The organism is Streptomyces sp. NPDC002588 (assembly GCF_040295925.1).
Taxonomy (GTDB): Bacteria; Actinomycetota; Actinomycetes; order Streptomycetales; family Streptomycetaceae; genus Streptomyces.
The window spans coordinates 41286-63694 of sequence record NZ_JBEOWF010000013.1; the positions used below are offsets into that span (position 1 = coordinate 41286).

A 22409-nucleotide genomic window follows, 5' to 3' on the forward strand; every position below is an offset into this window, starting at 1 on the left:
TCAGCTCCTCACGAGGGTCGCGGGGGCGGGCACGCGCTCCGCCAGGGGTCTCACGGGCGGGATGGTCTCCGGGGACTCGCCGAGCAGCACCCGGCGCACCACGCGCTCGGCCGCCCGGCCGTCGTCGAACCGGCAGAAACGGGACCGGAACCCGGCCCGCAGCGCCGTCGACCTGGGGGAGTCGTACGAGCCGTCGCGGAACACCCGCGCCAGTTCCTGAGGCGTCCGCGCGACCGGTCCCGGCGGCGCCGCCATCAGGTCGAAGTACACGCCCCGCGTCTCGCGGTAGACGTCCCAGTCGTCGGCGTACACCACGATCGGGCGGTCCAGGTTGGCGTAGTCGAACATGATCGACGAGTAGTCGGTGACCAGCGCGTCGGCGGCCAGGCAGACGTCCTCGGACGAGCGGTGTCCGGTGACGTCGATGATCCGGCCGGATCCCCTGGCCGGGCCCCGGTCGTAGAAGTAGTGCGCCCGCAGCAGGACGACGACGTCCTCGCCGGCCGCCTCGCAGAACGCCTCGAGGTCGAGCCCGGGCTCGAAACCGCTCCGGTAGTCGCGGTGGGTGGGCGCGTACAGCACGGCCCTCGCGCCCTCCGGCACACCCAGCTCCCGCCGGATGCGCGCCACGTCCTCCGCCGGTGTCGTGTAGAAGACGTCGTTGCGCGGATAGCCGTACTCGAGGTGCTCGTAGCGGCCCGGGAAGGCGCGCTCCCACATCTGGGTGGAGTGCGGGTTGGAGGACAGGTTGTAGTCCCAGCGGTCGACACGGCCGAGCAGCTTGGTGAAGGACCCGGTCGTCGCCGCCACCACCGGGTACGTCGACTGGTCGACGCCCATCTTCTTCAGCGGGGTGCCGTGCTGCGTCTGCACGTGCACACTCCCCTCCCGCTTGACCACGCCGTCCGCGAAGTTGGCGTTGTTGACCAGGTACTTGGCGCGGGCCAGCACTCGCCAGCCTCGGCGGCTGCCGATCACCGCGTGGTCGACGCCCGCCGGCATCGTGTGCGCCTGGCCGGCCTCGACGAGGAACACCGACCGGATGTGCGGGGCGAGTTCGGCGGCCTTGGCGTGGATCGCGGCCGGGCTGCACGCGTACCCGCGGCCCCAGTAGGCGCAGAACACCGCCAGGTCGGGGTCGATACGGCGGCGCAGCTGGCGCCGGTAGTACAGGCGGGTGCGCAGCCCCCGGGGTCGCGGAACGCGGCGGGCGGCGGCCGACACCTTCCGGTTGGCGCCCCGCAGCGCGTGGAACGCGGTGTACGCCCCCGCCGCCAGCAGCCGGTGCTGCACCCCCACACTCCCGCCCGGCATGCGGAACCCCGCCGGACGGTGGCGGCGGTACAGTCCGGCCGCCCGGCGGAAGAACTCCCGGCGCGGACCGCCCGTCAGCCGTGCCGGATGCGCGGCCGTCTTCAGGACGAGGGAGAACAGCTGCTCGAAGAGCGGCCCCGCCCGGTCCGCGGACAGTCCGAGTTCGGCCGCCCGCGCCAGCACCTCCGCGGTCCGGTCCAGGAGTTCGGTGTGGTGCGCGCCCGGCAGATCGAGCCGGCTGCCCTGGCGGCGCAGCAGATGCCGTACGACGACCCGGCGCAGGGCGGCGATCCGGTCGGCGTGCAGGGTGACCAGGCCGCCGAAGGCGACGTCCGTGAAGTGGCCGTCGGGGAACGCGAGCCGGTGTTCGGCGAGAAAGGAACGGCGGTAGGCCGCGCTCCACGCGGGCAGCCGCACACCGGTCAGCCGGGGTGCCTCGGCGGGGGCGAAGGCGCCCTGCGGGGTGTCCGCCAGCAGCGCGGCCGCCGGGTTGCCCGGCTCGCCCTCCCACCAGGGGGCGCGCTCGTGCTCGAAGTACAGGACGTCCACGTCGCCGGTCGCGGTGAGGCGGGCGTCCAGCGCCGCCAGCGCGCCCGGGACCAGCGTGTCGTCGCCGTCGAGGAACAGCAGGTACCCGCCGTCCGCCACCCGGGCCCCGGAGTTGCGCGCCCCGGCCAGGCCCGCCGACGGCGGCGAGTGCACCGGCGTCACCCGCGAGTCCCGCTCCGCGTACCCGGCGGCGACGGCGGCGGCCGACGAGCCGGGCCCGTCGCAGACCGGGATCAGCTCGAAGTCTCCGAAGGACTGGGCGAGGACGGAGTCCAGCGCCAGGGACAGCCGGCCCGCGACCCCATGGGACGGGACGATGATGCTGAAGCGGGGCATACTGCTCTTTCCTTGATCACTTCTTGTGCGGACTGTGCCGGTCAGCTGCCGTCGGTGACGGGCAGCGCACCGGAAGGCTGCGGTACGGCGGACGCGGGGTGCGCCGCCGCCGACGGCACCGGCCGGCGGTCGGCGAGCGGCACGACCGGCGGCCGGCCCCGCTCGCCCAGGACGACATGCCGTACGACCCGCTCGGCCGCGCACCCGTCGTCGTACGGGCAGAACCGTTCGCGGAACGCGGCGCGCAGCTGGGCCGAGCGGGAGCCGCGCCAGTGACCGGTCGTGAAGATGTCGATCAGCTCGTCCTCGCTGCGCGCGACCGCGCCCGGCGGGAAGGCGCGCACGTCGAAGTAGGTGCCGCGGGCCGCCTCGTACGCGTCCCAGTCGGCGGTGTGGACGACGATCGGGCGGTCCAGGTTGGCGTAGTCGAACATGATCGACGAGTAGTCGGTGACCAGGGCGTCCGAGGCCAGACAGAGCGACTCGACGCAAGGGTGGCCGGAGACGTCGATGACGCCGGGGACGGGGCGCGTGAGGAGGGGGCTCTGCCAGTAGTGGGCGCGGGCCAGGATCACGAAGCGCGGGCCCAGCCGGCGCAGGACGTGCTCCAGGTCGAGGAGGGGGCGCTGGGTGCGGCGGTAGTCGCGGTGGGTGGGGGCGTAGAGGATCGCGACCGTGTCGCGGGGGATGCCGAGGGACTCGCGCAGCCGGGCCACGTCGGCCACGGTCGCCCGCTGCAGGACGTCGTTGCGGGGATAGCCGTACTCGAGGGTCTCGTAGCCGCCGGGGTAGACGCGTTCCCAGGTCAGGGTGGTGTGGCGGTTGGCGGACAGGACGTAGTCCCACTTGTCGACGCCGCGCAGCAGCTCGTCGAAGTCCGTGTCCCGGGCGGCCGCCGGGTGTTCCACGAGGTCGAGGCCCATGTGCTTGAGCGGGGTGCCGTGCTGGGTCTGGACGAAGACCTGGCCGCGGCGTTTGACCAGCCTGCGGTCGAAGTTGACGTTGTTGACGAGGTACTTGGAGCGGGCCAGTGCCGTCCAGTACGCGGCCGTGCCGGGGGCGACGTGCATGGGGCCGGGCGGGATCGCCTGCCGGTGCTCCGGGCGGGCGATCCACGCCGTGCGCACCTGCGGGGCGAGGGCGCGGAACGCGGTCTCCAGCGCACCCGGATTGCAGCTGTGCCCGCGCCCCCAGTACGCGCCGAACACCGCGCGGTCGGCGCGCAACGGAAGCCGGAGCTGGACGCGGTAGTGCGCCTGGAGCAGGGCGGCCCTGAGGGAACGCGCCAGTTTCACACCGGTCTTGAGAGTGCGGCGGCGCAGGGTCATGGCCGCCTGGAGCGCCCGGTACGTGCGGTGCAGGCCCAGATGGACGAGGGTGTGCCGCAGCCGGGAGCGCAGCGGGACGGGACTGCCCGGGGCCCGGTGACGGCGGTAGTGGGCGCGGGCCGTGTGCAGGAACTCGGCGTGCGTGCCGCGCGGGAGCCGGTCGCCCTTCGTGAAGATCGTCGAGAAGTGGTCGATCATGCGGCGGAACAACACCGGCCGCCACCGGGCAAGTTCGGGCCGCTGCTCGACGAACGCGAAGACCCGGTCGTACTGCTCGAAGACGTCGAAGTGGCCCCGGCCGGTGGTGGAGAGGATGTTGCCGCGGCGGCGCTGGCGGTAGCGGACACAGACCCGGTCGAGCGTCGCGATCGAGTCCGCCGCCATCAGCAGCGGATACGTCCACGGTGTGTCCTCGTAGAAGCCGGGCGGGAAGGTCAGGCCGGTGCGCTGGACGAACTCCCGCCTGCACGCCTTGTTCCAGGCCACCATCAGGACCCGCAGCAGACCGGGGCGGTCCTCGAGGCGGAAGGGCACCGGGCCCTGCTCGGCCAACTGGGCGGCGAACTTGTTGCGTTCGGCCCGGCCGTCCCAGAAGGTGAGCTCGTGGTCGTAGACCAGGACGTCCGGCTCGCCGGTGTCCTTCAGCCGGCCGGCGATGGCGCGCAGCGCGCCCGGGGCGAGGGTGTCGTCCGAGTCCAGGAACAGCAGGTAGTCGCCGGCCGCCACCGCCATCCCCGCGTTGCGGGCCCGCCCGAGGCCCCCGTTCCGCGGCAGGTGGACCGCCCGCACCCGCGGGTCACGGACGGCGAACTCGTCGATGATCTCGCCGCAGGCGTCCGGCGAACGGTCGTCGACGGCGATCAGTTCGAGATCCGTCCACGACTGGGACAGCACCGATTCGAGGCACTCGTGCAGGTACGCCTGAACCTTGTACACGGGGACGATGACACTGAACCTGGGCAAGGGACATCCATGGGTCGGCGCGAGCAGGGCCTTGCCCGGAAACGGCCGATGGAGTGACTTGGTTACGGTTCGTGTGGCATACGGGGGATGCTGGGTGAACAACAAGGGGCGGACCGGTGTCCGGCCCGCCCCTGTCGTCGTTGCTGCTTGCTTGGCCGCTTGCTCAGCCGCTTGTTCGAGCCGCTTACTTGACGGCGCCCGCCATCACCCCGGACACGAACTGCCGCTGGAACGCGAAGAACACGGCCAGCGGGATCACCATCGAGATGAACGCGCCGGGCGCGAGCACGTCGATGTTGTTGCCGAACTGCCGTACCTGCGTCTGCAGGGCGACCGTGATCGGCTGGCTGTCGGCGTCGGTGAACACCAGCGCCACCAGCATGTCGTTCCACACCCACAGGAACTGGAAGATGGCCAGGCTCGCGATCGCCGGACCGCCCAGCGGCATCACGACCCGTACGAACAGACGCAGTTCGCCGGCGCCGTCCAGCCGGGCAGCCTCCAGCAGTTCACGGGGGATCTCCGCGAAGAAGTTCCGCAGCAGGAACACCGCGAAGGGCAGCCCGAAGCCGACGTGGAACAGGATCACGCCGAGGACGGAACCGAACAGCCCGATCTTGCCGAAGAGTTCGGCGATCGGGATCAGCGCCACCTGCACCGGCACCACCAGCAGCCCCACGACGGCCAGGAACCACCAGTCGCGGCCCGGGAACTCCATCCACGCGAACGCGTATCCGGCGAGCGAGCCGATGACGACGACCAGGACCGTCGCCGGGACGGTGATCAGCACCGTGTTGACGAGCGAGTTGGTGATGTCGCTGTTCTCGAGCAGTTTCTGATAGCTGTCGAAGGTCAGCTGGGAGGGCTGCGAGAACACCTTCCACCAGCCGCTCGCGCTGATGTCCTCCGGGGAGCGGAGGGAGGACAGGAGCAGTCCGATCGTCGGGACCATCCAGAACAGCCCGACGACGATCAGAAAGGTGCGGACCAGACCGCCGTTGAGCTTCTCCAGCAGCCACTTGGCCGTCGTCGTCATCGCCGCACCTCCCGTCGCAGCCTGCGCACGTTGAACCACATCACCGGGATCACCAGCAGCAGCAGGAACACCGCGATCGCGCTGGCGATGCCCGGCTGGTCCTCGGAGAACCCCTTGCGGTACAGCTCCAGCGCGAGCACGTTCGCGTCGTCCTGCGAGGAGCCCGGCGCGATGATGAACACCAGGTCGAAGACCTTCAGCACATTGATCATCAGGGTGACGGTGACGACCGCGAGGACGGGCGCGAGGAGCGGGACGGTGACCCTCCGGAAGACCTGCCACTCGTTCGCGCCGTCGACGCGGGCGGCTTCCAGCAGTTCCCGCGGCACGCCCGCCAGACCGGCCGCGATCAGCACCATCGCGAAACCGGCCCACATCCAGATGTACGACCCGATGATCGACGGCGTGACCAGCGAAGGACCCAGCCAGTCCAGGCCGTTGTACGGCTCCTTGAAGTTGCTCGCGGGCAGCCGGAGCCGGGCGCCGTCGGCCTCGGCGGGGAGGGTGAAGGTGCCGTCGTCGGCGGCCTTCGCCGACGCGACCACCTTGCCGTCCTTCACCGCCTCGATCCTCATCCCGGGGTAGCCCAGCTCGGTGGGGTCGAGGGCGCCGAGGGTGCCGACGCCCTTGCCGCGGGTGAAGTCCTGCCAGGTGGTGCCGGTGATCTTCCCCGGGTCGGCCTGCGGGGCCACGGCCTTCTTCGCGTCGTCGGGCATCTGGTCGGGGGCGACACCCACCAGGGGCAGGGTGACCGCCTCGCCGGTGCGGACGGTCGCCTTGGTGACGAAGCCGCCGTCCTGCGCGGTGAGCGGCGAGTCGCGGCCCGGGTGCGCCTTGGGGAACGCGGACGACTGGGCGAACGTGTCGTGCACGCCCACCCACACCGCGTTCGCGACGCCCTTGTCCGGGTCCTGGTCGTAGACCAGCCGGAAGATGATGCCGGCGGCGAGCATCGAGATCGCCATCGGCATGAAGACGACCAGCTTGAACGCGGTGCCCCAGCGCACCCGTTCGGTCAGCACCGCGAAGATCAGACCGAGCGCCGTCGCGACCGTCGGCGCGAACACCACCCAGATCACGTTGTTCTTCAGCGCGGTGCGGATGCCGTCGTCCGTGAAGAGGGCCTTGTAGTTGTCCGCGCCGGCGAAACCGTCGCCCGACTGGTCGTAGAGACTGCGCACGACCGAGTACCCGATCGGGTAGACCACGAGCGCGCCGAGCAGCAGCAGGGCGGGCAGCAGGAAAAGCGCCGCCACGGTCCTGCGGGTACCGGTCACGCTCTTGCGCTCGCGTGCGGGGGCCGCCTTCGCGGCCCCCGTGACCGTCGACATGCGTCAGTTCCCGTAGGCCGCTGCCGCGTCCGACTCCAGTTTCTTCTGGATGCCGGAGACGTCCTTCGGGTTCTTCAGGAAGTCCTGCAGATCCTTCCACTCGCCCTTGCCGGGAGTGCCGCCGAAGGCCTGCGGGGCCTGGTCGGACATGTCGAAGCGGAAGTCGTCGCCCGCCGCGATCAGCGCCTTGGCGATCTTCTGCTGAACCGCGTTCGGATACACGGAGATGTCGACGTTCTTGTTCGGCGAGAGGTAGCCGCCGAGCTTCGCCTGGATCTCCGCCGCGTCCGGCGAGGCCAGGAAGGTGGCCAGGGCCTGGGCGCCCTTGGAGTCCTTCAGGATGACCGCCGCGTCACCGCCGGAGACGACCGGCGCGGTGTCGCCGACCTTCGGGAACGGGAACACCTTGGCGTCCGTGCCGATCTTCGCGTCCGTCTGCGCGATGTTGACCTGCACGAAGTCGCCCTCGTAGACCATCGCGGCCTTGGGCTGGTCGCCGCCGGTGAAGGTCTGGGTGACCGAGTTCGGGAACTGGGTCTGGAGGGCTCCGTCGGCGCCGCCCGCCACGTAGTCCTTCTTGCCCCAGATCTGCGCGAGCGTGGTGAGGGCCTGGGCTACGGACGGGTCCGTCCACTTGATCTCGTGCTTCGCCAACTGGTCGTACTTCTCCGGGCCGGCCTGGGAGAGATACACGTTCTCGAACCAGTCTGTCAGCGGCCAGCCGTCCGCGCCCGGGATCGAGAACGGGGTGACGCCGGAGTCGTAGACCGTCTGAGCGGTCTTCAGCAGCGCGTCCCAGGTGGCGGGTTCGGTTGCCCCCGCGTTCTCGAAGACCTTGGCGTTGTACCAGATCAGCGACTTGTTGGCGGCCTTGTAATACACGCCGTACCGAGTGCCGTTCACCGCGCCGATGTCCTGCCAGCCCTGGGAGTAGTTCTTCGCCAGTTCGGCCTTGGCTTCGGCGCCGAGCGGCTTCGCCCACTTCTTGTCCACGGCCTGTTTGATCGCGCCCGGCTGCGGCAGCATCGCGACGTCCGGGGGCTGACCGCCCGCGATCTTCGACCCGAGGAAGTTGATGATCGGGTCCTGCGCGGGCACGAAGGTCACCTTCGCGCCGGTGCGTTTCTCGAACTCCGCCAGGACCTTCTTGAAGTTGGCCTGTTCAGCTCCGGTCCACACGGCGGCGACCTCGAGAGTGGTGCCGTCCAGCTTGGGGAGGGTGAGCGAGCTGCCGGAATCCTCGGTCCCGGTTCCGCTGCCGTTTCCGCTGCTCTTGTCGTCGTCACTGCTGCACGCGGTGAGCGAGAGCGTGAGAGCTCCCGCCAGCAGCGCGGCGGCCACGTGCACGGTCCTGCGTGTCCGGATGGTGTTGCTCGTCCTGCGCATCACTGCCCCGTTCTTCGTTCCTCGTCGAACGTTGAGCGCTGTCCCGTGGGCTCTGGTCTACGCCGGGTGCGAGAGGTCGGCAAGAGCGCCCACGCTGTCAACCGGGGGATCGTGACCGCGTCGTGATCGGCACGGGGTGTCGGCGCGGGCGTCCGGGGGCCGCCACCCCCAGGCCCCCGCTCCGGCCCTGGAGGGGCCCCGTTCTCAAACGCCGGACGGGCTGGGGTGGCCCGGGCTGAGCTGGCGTGCCGCCCGTTCGAGTGCACTGGCCAACAAGGCCAGGTCCGTGGGGCCGTTGCCCAGCTCCCGCACCGGGCGGCGGGCCGGGGGGTCGCCCATGCGGTGCCATTCCAGCGGGACGACGGTGGGGCGCTGGGTCGCCGTGCGGGGGATGCGGCCCGTGACACGGCCGCCCTGGAAGGGGGTGACGCGGCCGTCCGCGCCCTTGAGGCGGCCCCGGCCCGGGGCCGGTTCGTCGGTGTTCGAACCCGAGGCGTCCAGACTGATCCGAACGGTGGAACGGCGGGCCGGCTCGGACTCCGCCGTACGGACGTCAGGGCCGGTCGCCGCCACCAGATGGACACCGAGCCGCTCGCCCTCGCGGGCCACCGCCTCCAGCGCACGCATGACGGAACCCGCGGCGGGCCGGCCCGGGGAGCCCAGCGCGGGGGAGACCAGGGCGTCGAGGTCGTCCACGACCACGACGAGCCGCGGCAGCGGGGGAGGCGCATCGGCCTGCTGCCGGGCGGCGGCCGCCGCGGGGCGCAGACGCAGCGTGGTGCTGGGCGGGGCGTCCAGGTCGCCGCTGCCGGATCCGGGCGCGGCGCCGCGCTGCGGGACGATACGGCCGGAGACCTCGCGGTGCGTGTGCCACTCGGCGAAGTCGCCCCGGCCCAGCAGCTCGGCCCGCCGCTTCAGCTCGGCGCTCAGGGACTGCGCGAACTCCCGCATACGGACCGGGTCGTTGGCGGTGAGATGCGTGGTCACATGCGGTACGTCCGTACAGACGCGCAGGCCGTCGCCCTGACCGCCCGCGCCCTTGCCGACGGTGTCGCGGCCGTCCAGCAGGATGACGCTCAGCCGGTCCGGGCGCTCGGCAGCGGCCAGCGAGGCGACGACCGCCCGCAGCAGTTCCGTGCGCCCGCTGCCGGGCGGACCCTCGATCAGCAGATGGGGGCCCTCGGCGGCCAGGTCCACGGAGACCGGTCCGCGCGGGCCGGCGCCCAGGACCGCCCAGGCCCGGCCGCCCAAAGCCTCGGCGTCGTCGGCCGCGTCCGCCCAGCGGGCCATCAGGGAGGCGGGGGTGGCACGGGCCAGGCCCAATTCGTCCAGGAGGCGGGCCGACTGGGGGAGCGGCGCGGACACGCGCGTGTGGCGCTCCCCGCCGCCGTCCGGGCGCAGCGGCGCCAGGGCGCGCGCGAAGCGCTCGGCCCACGCCGGGGACACCGCGTCCACCGCGGCGACCGTGCCCGGGCCCACCGGGCCCTCCGGGGCGACCCGCAGCAGCCTCAGGGCCGTCGCCACATCACCGCTGAGCAGCGCGACCGCCCCGCACGAGCGGAACGCGGGGGCCGCCCCGCAGGCCGCCTCGTACGTCTTCGCCACCGCGGCCGGGAGGGCGGCGGGGGAGCCCGAGGGCACGGCGGACGTCTCGGCCAGGCACAGCACATGTATCCCGGCCCGCGGGCCGGCCACCGCCAGCCGGGTCACCGCCTCCCGCAGATCGGCGCCGCCCGGGTCGCCGTCCACGACGACCACCGTGTAGGGGCCGGGGAAGCCGTCCGTGGCGTCGGCCCGGGCCCAGGACGGGCGGTGGGCGGTGCGGGGGGCCGGGGCGGTGCCGTCGGGCAGCTGGTCCGCGAGGCGGCGCAGCAGTTCACCGGTGCGGGCGGCGGCCTGGTCGTGGTCGTAGGCGACGAGGAGACGGCAGTCCTGGCCGTGGCCCGGGCGCAGGTGGGGCAGCCAGCCGAGCCAGGACCACTCGGCGGTCCGTTCCCGCTCGCCGCGCGCCCGGTCCGTGCTGATCAGGACGATTTCCAGGGTGTCGGGGGAGTGCAGCGCGGCGAGCTGGGCGAGCACCGCGCGTGCCAGTCCCATGAGGCGCGGGCGCGGCCCGGCCAGGCCCAGCGCCCCTGCCTCGCGCAGTCCCGCCGTCACCGGAACGGCGGGCAGCAGGCCCGAGCCGTCGGGCGCCGCCCGGTCGGCCGTGCCGAGCCGGACCGTGAGCGCCTCCGGGTGACCGGGGCCGCGCTCCCACAGGCGGGGGCCCGGGGCCAGGGCCGTCAGCAGCAGCGCCGCCGGATCCGGCCAGGTCTCCGGCGCGGGGGCCGGGAACGCGGCGGGTTCCGCCTCCGCTCCGGGAGCGTCCTCGTCGTAGACCCCGGTGTCCGGTCCGTCCTGCGCGCCGCGGCCACCGGCCAGCCGCCGCGCCCACGCGGACAGACCACCGCGTTTGCGCACGCCGGGGGGTATGTCGGTGCCGCGCAGGGGGGTGCCTTTGCGGTGGGGGCCGTCGGGGGAGCGGTGGGGGTCCGGGGTTTCGTCGTACGGAGCGGGGGTGGCGGTGTGCGGGCCGCGGACGTCGTCGTACGGCGGGGTGAACGAGCCGAGGCCGGAGCGGCCGGCGTGGGTGGCCGTGTCGGCGACGGGGGGCGGGGTGCGGCGGGGTGCGGCGGGGCCGGGGTGGCTCTCGATGCGGGGGGCGGCGCCCTGGCCCGGGACCAGGGAGGCATGCGGCCTGGGGGCGGTGTCCGAGGCGCCCGTGTCCGCGGCGCCGGTCCAGTCGACCTTGCCGTAGGCGTGGCCCGTGGGGCCGGCGGGCTCGGCGGGGGTGGGCGGCACGCGGGGCGCTGTCCTGGGTCCGGGGGTGCCGTCCTGCGGCTGCTGTCCGTCCGCCGGATCGCCGCACGGCACGCGTACGTGCCCCTCGCCGTCCGGGGTCGTCGGCACGCGGGCGCCCGGGCCGCCGGGGGGAGCCAGCCGGAGGGCCGACTCGCCGATCCGGAGCAGCGCGCCGGGGGCGAGGCGGACGGGACGGTCCTGGATGCGGGTGCCGTCCAGGGTGGTGCCGTTGGTGGAGCCCAGGTCGGTGACCGTGGCGCGGCCGTCGGCGGAGAGCGTCACCGCGCAGTGGATGCGCGAGACGTCCGGGTCGTCCAGCGGGACGTCGGCGTCGGCGGAGCGGCCGACGCGGACCTGCCCGCCGTGCAGCAGATGGACCCCGCCCGCGTCCGGCCCCGCGACCACGTGGAGGCGGGCCGGGGCGTCGTCGACCTCGGGATGCGGCTCGGGGTCGGCCGGGGCGCCCACGGCGAGGACCGCGCCGTCGATCAGTGGGGGCTCGCCGAGGGTGCAGCGCTGGGTGTCGAGCCGCTCCGCGCCCGCGTAGAGGACGACGGAGGCGCCGCCGGCGCCCTCTCCGGAGACCGCCGAGGCCAGGGCGGACGCCACCGAGGCCAGGGCCGTGCCGGCGGGCGCCGTGACCAGTACGTCGCAGGTCGCGGCGGGCCCGCGCGCGTCTGCATGCGGGGCCGGCGGGTCTACGACGGTCAGCCGGATCTGCATCGCCGTCAGTGGTCCCTTCTGCGCGGGCGCGGACTTCCCCCACCCCACGAGCACATCGGCCAGTACTGCAGGCATCCTCGCACCTGCCACTGACAACGTGCCCACCACCCGAGACCAAGTGATCTTGATTGGTCGGCTCTGCCCGCAAAAGTGCCTGACCATTGCCTCGCCGGCGATCAGTTGAGATCGGTCACGTCCGGCCCGGGCAACCGGAGCGGCCGGGACGGGCGTCTTCCCCAGGACCCCTCCCGGGACCGCCCCACGACCGCCCCAGAACCGCCCCAGAACCGCCCAGGACCCCGGGGACCGGGGGAAAACAGCTCGGGACCCGTGCGAACCAAAGAGGAACGGGAACCGTACGAACGGGAGGAAGACGACAGCCCGGTCCTGCGAACCCGGCACTACAGTGGTTCGGAACAAGGATCGGCACAGCCAGGCAAGCAGCCAAGCAAGCAGCAGGGAGCGCGTGACGTGCGGCCAGTCGGCAGCAAGTACCTGCTCGAGGAGCCGCTCGGACGCGGCGCCACGGGCACCGTGTGGCGAGCCCGCCAGCGCGAGACCGCGGGCGCCGAGGCGGCCGTGCCCGGCCAGCCCGGGGAGACCGTCGCGATCAAGGTCCTGAAGGAAGAGCTCGCGAGCGACCCCGACATCGTGATGCGCTTCCTGCGGGAGCGGTCGGTGCTGCTCCGGCTGACCCACCCGAACATCGTCCGGGTCCGCGACCTGGTCGTCGAGGGAGACCTGCTCGCCCTGGTCATGGACCTCATCGAGGGCCCCGACCTGCACCGCTACCTGCGCGAGAACGGCCCGCTGACGCCCGTCGCAGCCGCGCTGCTCACCGCCCAGGTCGCCGACGCGCTCGCCGCGAGCCACACCGACGGCGTGGTGCACCGCGACCTGAAGCCGGCCAACGTCCTGCTGCAGCAGGAGGCCGGGCAGATGCACCCGATGCTCACCGACTTCGGCATCGCCCGTCTGGCCGACTCCCCGGGACTGACCCGCACCAGCGAGTTCGTCGGCACGCCCGCGTACGTGGCGCCGGAGTCCGCCGAGGGCCGCCCGCAGACCTCCGCCGTCGACATCTACGGCGCCGGCATCCTGCTGTACGAACTGATCACCGGTCGCCCGCCGTTCTCCGGCGGCTCCGCCCTCGAGGTCCTCCACCAGCACCTGAGCGCCGAGCCGCGCCGTCCCTCCACGGTCCCCGACCCGCTGTGGACGGTCATCGAGCGCTGCCTGAGCAAGAACCCCGAGCACCGGCCCAGCGCCGAGAACCTCGCGCGCGCCCTCAGGGTCGTCGCCGAGGGCATCGGGGTGCACGCCAACTCGATGCAGATCGCCGCCGCCGAGGGCGTCGCCCATCTGCTCGCGCCCGACCCGGCTCCCGCGCAGGTCCCGGGCTCCCCGGACGGGGCGTACGACCCGAACGCGGCGACCAGCGTGCTCCCGCACACCGGCGGCCCCGTCGGCGCCGCCGACCCCACCGCCGTGCTGCCGCACACGGGCGGCCCCGCGGGCGCGGCCGACCCCACCGCCGTCCTGCCGCACACGGGCGGTCCGCAGGGCGCGGCCGACCCGACGGCCGTGCTGCCGCCGGTGCCGCCGCACCAGCCCGGCCAGCAGGGGCAGCAGCCCGAGCAGCCGCACCCGTGGCAGTCCCAGATGCAGGGCGCCCGCGCCCGCAACGAACAGACCCAGGTCCAGCAGTACCTCGACCCCGGCGAGGACCCGCTGCGCCGCCGCCCCCAGCGGCAGGTCGCCCGCCCGCAGCAGCCGCCGCAGCGCCGGCCGGAGCGGCCCGCGCAGGGGCAGGGCGGATACGGCTACCAGCCGCAGCCCCAGCAGCAGTACGCGCCCCCGCAGCAGCAGCCCCAGCGGTACTCCGCACCGCCCCGGCAGCCGCAGCAGCAGCCCCAGCGGCACCAGCCGCAGCCGCAGCGGCCCGCCCCCGAACCCCGGCAGCCGCGGGAGCCCCGTGAGCCGAGGCAGCGCAGCGCCAACCCGATGAAGATCCCCGGGCTCGGCTGCCTGAAGGGCTGCCTGTTCACGATCGTCATCTTCTTCGTGGCCGGCTGGCTGATCTGGGAGTTCAGCCCGCTACAGGGCTGGATCGGCACCGGCCGCAGCTGGTGGGGCGAGCTGACCTACTGGTTCAACGAGGTCACCGACTTCTTCGGCAATCTGGGATCCAAGGCCCCCTGAGCGGCCGAGTCTGTGGACTTGTCGACATCTGGCGGGTGATTTCCGCCTCCACGGTGAAGGTTGGCTCTTCGGGCGCGTACTTTGTTCGGCAACACGCGTCTGTAGGAGCAGTCTTGGCACGGAAGATCGGCAGCCGGTACACCGCCCACCAGATCCTCGGACGGGGCAGCGCCGGCACGGTGTGGCTGGGCGAGGGACCGGAGGGGCCCGTCGCCATCAAGCTGCTGCGCGAGGACCTCGCCTCCGACGAGGAACTCGTGGGCCGCTTCGTGCAGGAGCGCACCGCCCTGCTCGGGCTCGAGCATCCGAACGTGGTCTCCGTACGGGACCTGGTGGTCGACGGCAACGACCTGGCGCTGGTCATGGACCTGGTCCGGGGCACCGACCTGCGCACCCGCCTGGACCGCGACCGGCGGCTGGCGCCCGAGGCCGCGGTGGCCATCGTCGCGGACATCGCCGAAGGACTGGCCGCGGCCCACGCGGCCGGCGTCGTCCACCGGGACGTCAAGCCGGAGAACGTCCTGCTGGACATGCAGGGACCGCTGGGTCCCGGCGGCTCGCACCGCGCGCTGCTCACCGACTTCGGGATCGCGAAACTCATCGACACCCCGAAGCGCACCCGCGCCACGAAGATCATCGGAACCCCGGACTACCTCGCCCCCGAGATCGTCGAGGGCCTGCCGCCGCGCGCCTCGGTCGACATCTACGCGCTGGCCACCGTGCTGTACGAGCTGCTGGCCGGTTTCACGCCGTTCGGCGGCGGACACCCCGGCGCGGTGCTGCGCCGGCACGTCACGGAGAGCGTCGCGCCGCTCCCCGGCATCCCGGACGAGCTCTGGCAGCTGATCGTGCAGTGCCTCGCCAAGGGGCCGGCCTCACGGCTGCGGGCCTCCGAGCTGGCGGCGCGGCTGCGCGAGCAGCTGCCGGGCCTCGCGGGGATGCCGCCGCTGGACGTGGACGAGCCGGACACGGAACCGGCCGAGGAGGACGGCGGCCCGGAGCCGGCCGAGGCGGGGCCGGCCTCGGCCGCGCCGACGACCGCATCCGGGCGGGCACGGCGGGGGTCGGTGCCGCTGGTCCCGGGCGCGAAGCCGGACTCCAACCGGGACACGCACACGTCGATGCGGGTGCCGGCGCCCGACGAGCTGGCCGGCGGGGCGCACGGGACGGCGCGGGTGCCGCGGGCCGCGGGGGCGCCGCGACCGGGGTCCGCGCGCAACCGGGCGGCCACGCGGCGGCGGCGGATCACGCTGGGGGCGGCGGCGGTGGCGCTGGTCGCGGCGGTCGGCGTGGGCACGTGGGCGGTGACCTCGGGGGACGACGCGGGGGCCTCGCCGCAGGACACGGGGAGCACCGCGCCGGCGTCTCCCTGAGGCCTCCTGAGGGCGCCGGACGGGCTTGCTCGTACGCACCGGCGTTGGCCGGATGGCGGAACCGTTACGCTGGAGGGCGTGGCAGTCGTCGATGTTTCCGAAGAGCTCAAGTCCCTCTCCTCGACCATGGAGTCGATCGAGGCCGTTCTGGACCTCGACAAGCTGAGGGCAGACATCGCCGTGCTCGAGGAGCAGGCGGCCGCGCCGTCCCTGTGGGACAACCCGGACGAGGCGCAGAAGATCACCAGCAAGCTGTCCCACCTCCAGGCCGAGGTCAGGAAGGCCGACGCGCTGCGCGGCCGGATCGACGATCTCGCCGTGCTGTTCGAGATGGCCGAGGAGGAGGACGACCCGGACACCCGCGCCGAGGCCGAGTCCGAGCTCACCGCCGTCCGCAAGGCGCTGGACGAGATGGAGGTCCGCACCCTCCTCAGCGGGGAGTACGACTCCCGGGAGGCGCTCGTCAACATCCGCGCCGAGGCCGGTGGCGTCGACGCCGCCGACTTCGCAGAGAAGCTCCAGCGGATGTACCTGCGGTGGGCGGAGCAGAAGGGCTACAAGACCGAGATCTACGAGACGTCGTACGCGGAAGAGGCGGGCATCAAGTCCACCACCTTCGCCGTGCAGGTGCCGTACGCCTACGGCACGCTCTCGGTCGAGCAGGGCACGCACCGGCTCGTGCGCATCTCGCCCTTCGACAACCAGGGCCGCCGGCAGACCTCGTTCGCGGGCGTCGAGATTCTCCCCGTGGTCGAGCAGACGGACCACATCGAGATCGACGAGTCCGAGCTGCGGGTGGACGTGTACCGGTCGTCCGGCCCCGGCGGTCAGGGCGTGAACACCACCGACTCCGCGGTGCGGCTCACCCACCTGCCCACCGGCATCGTCGTGTCCTGTCAGAACGAGCGGTCCCAGATCCAGAACAAGGCGACCGCGATGAACGTCCTCCAGGCGAAGCTGCTCGAGCGGCGCCGGCAGGAGGAGCAGGAGAAGATGAACGCCCTCAAGGGCGACGGCGGCAACTCCTGGGGCAACCAGATGCGGTCCTACGTCCTGCACCCGTACCAGATGGTCAAGGACCTCCGTACCGACTACGAGGTCGGCAACCCCGAGGCCGTGTTCAACGGTGAGCTCGACGGCTTCCTGGAAGCCGGGATTCGCTGGCGCAAGCAGCAGGAGAAGTAGGTTTGTCGACAAGGTAACCGCCCCTGAATCAGGGGCGGTTACCTTTTACGTCACATTCACAGCTCCAACATCGCCCAAAGACCCCTGACTTGGACATTGCGTACGCAACGACCTTGACGTTCCTTTGAAAAGTCGGGAGGGTGCACTGTGGCATGCGTATCTCTGGGGCGCATGTGAACCGGGGGCTTCAGCTAGATCTCAGCTACCTCCGTCGATCACCGCCCCGAACGCGGCCTATCGACGATCAGCTACTGGGGGTAGCAACCATATGACCAAGAAGACGCGGATCCGGGTCGCGCGCATAGCCGCCGGCGCCGTGATCGCCGCGGGTGCCTCGCTGACGGTCGCGGGCGTGGCTTCGGCCGACACCGACGAGGGCGGCCTCAGCGGGCTCGTCTCGACCGTGGCCGGTGACGACGACCCCGCCGACCCCGCCGACCCCGACCCGTGCGACATCTCCGTCGACCCCACGTGTGAGGACGGCGGCAACACGGCCGAGGGCACGGTCCAGGGCAACACCGCGGAAGGCACGGTCCAGGGCAACACGGCCGAGGGCACGGTCCAGGGCAACACCGCCGAGGGCACGGTCCAGGGCAACACCGCCGAGGGCACCGTCCAGGGCAACACCGCCGAGGGCACCGTGCAGGGCAACGGTGACGACGGTGGTACCGGCGACGACGGTGGTGCCGGTGACAACGGTGGTGCGGGCGACAACGGCGGTGCCGGTGACAACGGCGGGGCCGGTGACGACGGCGGCACGGGCGACAACGGTGGCACCGGTGACGACGGCGGGGCCGGTGACGACGGCGGCACGGGCGACAACGGTGGCACCGGTGACGACGGCGGCACCGGCGTCGACGGTGGCACGGGCTCCGAGGCCGCCGGTGGTACCGGTACCGACACCGACGGCACCACCACCCAGGAAGAGGGCAGCTCCGCGCTGACCGACACCTCGGACACCACCTCGTCCGACACCACCGCTCAGGGCAGCGGCGGGGAGCTCGCCGAGACGGGTGCCGGCCAGACCACGTTCCTGATCATCGGCGCCGCCACGATGATCGCCGGTGGCATCGGCTTCCGTGTGCTGCCGCGCCTCGTCGCGGGCCGTGGCGGGGCCGCTGCCTGAGGGTAGCCGCGCCCGTACGTGACGTACGCAACGCGTGAAGGGGCCCGGAGCTGTGAAGCTCCGGGCCCCTTCGGCGTCGTAGGTCGGGTCGGTCCCGCGGTCACGCGGTCTGGTGGGCCAGCAGGGCCACCGCCGCCACCAGGACCGCCAGCAGCGCGATCAGCGCCATCGGGTTCAGCCCCGCGAAGAAGTTGTTCTCCTGCTGCAGCCGCTCGCGGTTCGCACGGCACACGGGGCACCGGCCCTCGCTCACGGGCGCCGCGCAGTTAGCGCACACCAGCCGGTCGTACGTCATGCGCTCGCCCTCCTAGCACCGGTTCCACGTACACAACGCTCACGAAACCGAGAACGTTCCCCCTCCACTCTGCCAGGTTCCCGACCGGCCCGCGCGGCCCGCCGGAAGAGCGGAGCCCGACAAAGTCCCGTACAAAAACGCACAAGCCTGCCGCAACCCCTCCCGGCGCCTGCGCTCGTGCACCCGGTTCGCGTATGGTCACGCTCATCTACCCCCGGCGACCCGTGGTGCACCCGTGATCCGATTCGACAACGTCTCCAAGGTCTACCCCAAGCAGACCCGCCCCGCACTCAGGGATGTCTCCCTCGAGGTGGAGAAGGGCGAGTTCGTGTTCCTCGTGGGGTCCTCCGGCTCCGGGAAGTCCACCTTCCTGCGACTGGTCCTCCGCGAGGAGCGGACCAGCCAAGGCCAGGTGCACGTCCTGGGCAAGGACCTCGCACGCCTCTCCAACTGGAAGGTGCCGCAGATGCGCCGCCAGCTGGGGACCGTCTTCCAGGACTTCCGGCTGCTGCCGAACAAGACGGTGGCGGAGAACGTCGCCTTCGCGCAGGAGGTCATCGGCAAGTCGAAGGGCGAGATCCGCAAGTCCGTGCCCCAGGTGCTCGACCTCGTCGGGCTGGGCGGCAAGGAGGACCGGATGCCCGGTGAGCTCTCCGGTGGTGAGCAGCAGCGCGTGGCCATCGCGCGGGCCTTCGTCAACCGGCCCAAGCTGCTGATCGCCGACGAGCCCACCGGCAACCTCGACCCGCAGACCTCCGTCGGCATCATGAAGCTGCTCGACCGGATCAACCGGACGGGCACGACCGTGCTGATGGCCACGCACGACCAGAACATCGTGGACCAGATGCGCAAGCGCGTCATCGAGTTGGAGCAGGGCCGCCTCGTCCGTGACCAGGCGCGCGGCGTCTACGGCTACCAGCACTGACCCGCCCCGCAGACGTTCCCGGAAAGGCCTCAAGTACACGCCATGCGTGCCCAGTTCGTACTCTCCGAGATCGGTGTCGGTCTCCGCCGCAACCTGACGATGACCTTCGCCGTCATCGTCTCCGTGGCCCTGTCGCTCGCCCTGTTCGGCGGGTCGCTGCTCATGAGCGACCAGGTCAGCACCATGAAGGGCTACTGGTACGACAAGGTCAACGTCTCGATCTTCCTCTGCAACAAGAGCGACGCCGAGTCCGACCCGAACTGCGCCAAGGGCGCGGTCACCGACGACCAGAAGAAGCAGATCAAGTCCGACCTCGACAAGATGTCGGTGGTCCAGACGGTGACGTACGAGTCGCAGGACGAGGCGTACAAGCACTACAAGGAGCAGTTCGGCGACTCGCCGCTGGCCGCCTCGCTCACCCCGGACCAGATGCAGGAGTCGTACCGGATCAAGCTGAAGGACCCGGAGAAGTACCAGGTCATCGCGACCGCCTTCGACGGGCGCGACGGCGTGCAGTCCGTTCAGGACCAGAAGGGGATCCTGGACAACCTCTTCGGCCTGCTCAACGGCATGAACTGGGCGGCGCGGGCGGTGATGGCGCTGATGCTCGTGGTCGCGCTGATGCTGATCGTCAACACCGTGCGCGTGTCGGCCTTCAGCCGCCGGCGGGAGACCGGGATCATGCGGCTGGTGGGCGCGTCCGGCTTCTACATCCAGGCGCCGTTCATCGCGGAGGCCGCCGTCGCCGGGCTCATCGGAGGCACGGTGGCCTGCGGATTCCTGGTGATCGCCCGGTACTTCATCATCGACCACGGCCTGGCCCTCTCCGAGAAGCTGAACCTGATCAACTTCATCGGCTGGGACGCCGTACTGACGAAGCTCCCGCTCATCCTCGCCACCAGCCTGCTGATGCCCGCCCTGGCCGCGTTCTTCGCGTTGCGCAAGTACCTGAAGGTGTGACACACGCCCCCCGCGCCGTCCGGTCAACCGACCGTGTGGTTCTTCGGGTTCCCCTAGACTCACCGCCATGTCAGGCCGCGACCTGTTCTGTCAGCCCCGCCGTTTCGGCCGCGGGGCCGCCCTGACATTGGTGTTCGCGAGCGTCCTCGTCGCCGGTGCGGCGACCGGCTCGCTGCCGGGGGAGGGCCGCCGGACCGCGTCCGGTGCGGTGCGTGAGGCGTCCGCCGGGCACGCCGAGAACGTGACCCGCGCCGCCGAGGAGGCCGCCGCGGTCGGCAAGTCCCCCATGGAGGCCGCCGAACGCGCCGTCAGCCGGAGCGGGGACCGCTGGGCGGCCGTCTACTCCGCGGGCGAGTACGAGGAGTTCGAGGAGTCCCTCGACGGCCGCTACACCGGGGTGGGGCTGTGGGCGCGGCGGGAGCCGGACGGGCGGATCGAGGTGACCCGGGTACGGGCCGGCTCGCCCGCGGCCGACGCCGGGATCCGGGCCGGTGACCTGCTCAGGAGCGTCGACGGCCATGACGTGGACGGCCGCCCGGTCACCGAGGTCGTCTCCTTACTGCGCGGTGACGCCACGGACGCGCCCGCCGGTACGACCGTCACGCTCGGCCTGGAACGCGGCACGCGCGCGTGGAGCGAGACGATGCACCGCGCCCTGCTGTCCTCGGACTCCGTCACCGTCCGCGCGCTCGCCGACGGAGCGCGGGTCATCAAGATCGCCGCGTTCACCAAGGGTGTCGGCGACGCGGTCCGCACCGCCGTACGGCAGGCCCCCGCCGGGGCGGGCATCGTCCTGGACCTGCGCGGCAACTCGGGCGGCCTGGTCGCCGAGGCCACCGCCACCGCCTCCGTCTTTCTCGACGGCGGCCTGGTCGCCACCTACGACGTCGACGGCGACCAGCGCGCCCTGCACGCCGATTCCGGCGGTGACACCTCCAGACCGCTGGTCGCGCTCGTCGACGGCGGCACCATGAGCGCGGCCGAACTGCTCACCGGCGCCCTCCAGGACCGCGGCCGCGCGGTCGTCGTGGGCTCCCGCACCTTCGGCAAGGGCTCGGTCCAGATGCCGAGCCGGCTGCCCGACGGCTCCGTCGCCGAACTGACCGTGGGCCACTACCGCACCCCCTCCGGCCGCACGGTCGACGGCAAGGGCATCACCCCGGACCTGGACGCCACGGACGAGGTCCTGGAGCGCGCCGAGACGGTGCTCGGCGGCCTGGGCGACGCCTCCTGACGCATGTGTCCGTCTCCGCCGGTGGGTAATCGGCTTTCCCTCCGACCCCCTCCAGGTGCGAAAATGGCGGGACTATGAGCAAGGGAATGTACGTACCGAAGGAGTCCCAGCCCAAGCAGGGCGGGGCGGCCGCCAAGGCGCAGGACGGCGAGAAGGGCGGCAAGCGCAAGATCGTCGCGCAGAACAAGAAGGCCCGCCACGACTACGCGATCATCGACACCTACGAGGCCGGGCTCGTCCTCTCCGGCACCGAGGTGAAGTCGCTGCGCCAGGGGCGGACCTCGCTGGCCGACGGGTTCGTCCAGATCGACGGGGGTGAGGCGTGGCTGTACAACGCGCACATCCCCGAGTACAGCCAGGGCAGCTGGACCAACCACTCCGCGCGCCGCAAGCGCAAGCTGCTGCTGCACCGCGAGGAGATCGACAAGCTGGCGGTCAAGGCGGAGGAGACGGGTCACACGATCGTGCCCCTCGCCCTGTACTTCAAGGACGGCCGGGCGAAGGCGGAGATCGCGCTCGCCCGAGGCAAGAAGGAGTACGACAAGCGGCAGACCCTGAGGGAGAAGCAGGACCGGCGGGAGAGCGACCGCGCGATCGCGGCGGCGAAGCGGAAGCAGCGGGCGGTGTAGCCGGGCGGGCCCGCGGGAATGCAGTGGCATCGGCGGGCGTTGGTCACGTACGATGGCATCGCATCCCACCGAGGGTGCAGCGATTGAAAAATCAACATGGGGATGATCGGTTTCGACAGCGGCTGTCGAAGCAGGGGAAGCGTGTCGAGGAAGCGGCAATGATCTCGTAAACCATATGTCGCAAAAAATAATCGCCAATTCCAAGAGCGATTCTCCCGAGCTCTACGCTCTCGCTGCCTGATCAGGTAGTGATCGTTTAGCTCCTTCATGGGAGTGTCAGCCCGGGCTCGTTCCCGACCCGGATCCTGGCATCAGCTAGGGGACTAAACCTTGATCCCGGTCACGGGGTGAAGAGGGAAAACAAACAGTGACTGGGCCCGTCGGCGACTTGTTCGCGTGATCGCCGGGGCCGAGAAAATCACAGCGAACTGCACACGGAGAAGCCCTGATTCCGCACCGTTGGACGCGGGTTCGATTCCCGCCATCTCCACGAGATGGAGGTGTCCTGTGCTCGCAGAAAGCGCGAGCCCGGGTCACCTCGCCCAGGTCCGTGGGCATGCCCCCCGGACCTCCTCATCCCATGTGCACGAGGGCCCCGTCGCGAACCGCGACGGGGCCCTCGTGCTGTCCGTGGAACGTGTCGTGCGCCGGTCCGTCGCCCGGCTCCGGCACG

The 22409-nt window shown here is 71.8% G+C and carries 15 protein-coding genes and 1 other RNA gene; 9 read left to right on the forward strand and 7 right to left on the reverse strand.

Features of this window, described 5'->3' with window-relative positions; genetic code table 11:
- The 6 genes from ABT057_RS16720 to ABT057_RS16745 all read right to left on the reverse strand — a co-directional run bounded on the left by ABT057_RS16720 (position 1) and on the right by ABT057_RS16745 (position 11807).
- Positions 1-2199, reverse strand: coding sequence for a CDP-glycerol glycerophosphotransferase family protein (locus ABT057_RS16720; RefSeq protein WP_352343758.1), 2199 nt, complete (start codon positions 2197-2199; stop codon positions 1-3).
- A 41-nt stretch (positions 2200-2240) separates the two neighbouring features.
- A complete protein-coding gene (locus ABT057_RS16725) occupies positions 2241-4490 on the reverse strand; it encodes a bifunctional glycosyltransferase/CDP-glycerol:glycerophosphate glycerophosphotransferase (RefSeq protein WP_352343760.1) in 2250 nt (749 codons plus the stop codon).
- 184 nt (positions 4491-4674) lie between these two features.
- Positions 4675-5526, reverse strand: a complete 852-nt coding sequence (locus ABT057_RS16730; protein WP_352343762.1) for a carbohydrate ABC transporter permease — start codon at positions 5524-5526, stop codon at positions 4675-4677.
- A complete protein-coding gene (locus ABT057_RS16735; protein WP_352343763.1) occupies positions 5523-6857 on the reverse strand; it encodes a carbohydrate ABC transporter permease in 1335 nt (444 codons plus the stop codon). The genes ABT057_RS16730 and ABT057_RS16735 overlap by 4 nt, the downstream gene beginning before the upstream one ends.
- 3 nt (positions 6858-6860) lie before the next feature.
- Entirely contained in the window at positions 6861-8243 is a 1383-nt protein-coding gene (locus tag ABT057_RS16740) for an ABC transporter substrate-binding protein (RefSeq protein WP_352343765.1), read from the reverse strand.
- Between the two features lie 204 nt (positions 8244-8447).
- The gene (locus tag ABT057_RS16745; RefSeq protein ID WP_352343944.1) at positions 8448-11807 is read right to left on the reverse strand and encodes an FHA domain-containing protein; all 3360 of its coding nucleotides are present in this window, start codon (positions 11805-11807) and stop codon (positions 8448-8450) included.
- A 471-nt stretch (positions 11808-12278) separates the two neighbouring features.
- Here ABT057_RS16745 and ABT057_RS16750 point away from each other — a divergent pair, with 471 nt between their 5' ends.
- From ABT057_RS16750 to ABT057_RS16765, 4 genes are all read left to right on the forward strand, one after another.
- Entirely contained in the window at positions 12279-14009 is a 1731-nt protein-coding gene (locus tag ABT057_RS16750; protein WP_352343766.1) for a serine/threonine-protein kinase, read from the forward strand.
- A 113-nt stretch (positions 14010-14122) separates the two neighbouring features.
- Positions 14123-15382, forward strand: a complete 1260-nt coding sequence (locus ABT057_RS16755) for a serine/threonine-protein kinase (RefSeq protein WP_352343767.1) — start codon at positions 14123-14125, stop codon at positions 15380-15382.
- 78 nt (positions 15383-15460) lie between these two features.
- A complete protein-coding gene (gene prfB / locus ABT057_RS16760; RefSeq protein ID WP_352343768.1) occupies positions 15461-16567 on the forward strand; it encodes a peptide chain release factor 2 in 1107 nt (368 codons plus the stop codon).
- 268 nt (positions 16568-16835) lie between these two features.
- Positions 16836-17693, forward strand: a complete 858-nt coding sequence (locus ABT057_RS16765; RefSeq protein WP_352343769.1) for a hypothetical protein — start codon at positions 16836-16838, stop codon at positions 17691-17693.
- A gap of 100 nt (positions 17694-17793) precedes the next feature.
- Here ABT057_RS16765 and ABT057_RS16770 read toward each other — a convergent pair whose 3' ends face one another.
- On the reverse strand, positions 17794-17988 hold the full coding sequence (locus ABT057_RS16770; protein WP_352343771.1) for a hypothetical protein: 195 nt from the start codon (positions 17986-17988) through the stop codon (positions 17794-17796).
- Between the two features lie 235 nt (positions 17989-18223).
- Between ABT057_RS16770 and ftsE the strand changes: the two genes are divergently transcribed.
- The 5 genes from ftsE to ssrA all read left to right on the forward strand — a co-directional run bounded on the left by ftsE (position 18224) and on the right by ssrA (position 22229).
- Entirely contained in the window at positions 18224-18913 is a 690-nt protein-coding gene (gene ftsE / locus ABT057_RS16775; RefSeq protein ID WP_057574412.1) for a cell division ATP-binding protein FtsE, read from the forward strand.
- Between the two features lie 42 nt (positions 18914-18955).
- Positions 18956-19873, forward strand: a complete 918-nt coding sequence (gene ftsX, locus ABT057_RS16780; RefSeq protein WP_352343772.1) for a permease-like cell division protein FtsX — start codon at positions 18956-18958, stop codon at positions 19871-19873.
- Positions 19874-19940: 67 nt separating this feature from the next.
- Positions 19941-21107 carry a S41 family peptidase gene (locus tag ABT057_RS16785; RefSeq protein WP_352343773.1) on the forward strand — a complete coding sequence of 389 codons (1167 nt, stop codon included), beginning with the start codon at positions 19941-19943 and terminating at the stop codon, positions 21105-21107.
- Between the two features lie 86 nt (positions 21108-21193).
- A complete protein-coding gene (gene smpB / locus ABT057_RS16790; RefSeq protein WP_352343945.1) occupies positions 21194-21736 on the forward strand; it encodes an SsrA-binding protein SmpB in 543 nt (180 codons plus the stop codon).
- A gap of 98 nt (positions 21737-21834) precedes the next feature.
- Positions 21835-22229: a transfer-messenger RNA gene (gene ssrA, locus ABT057_RS16795) on the forward strand.
- The last annotated feature ends 180 nt before the right edge of the window (positions 22230-22409 follow it).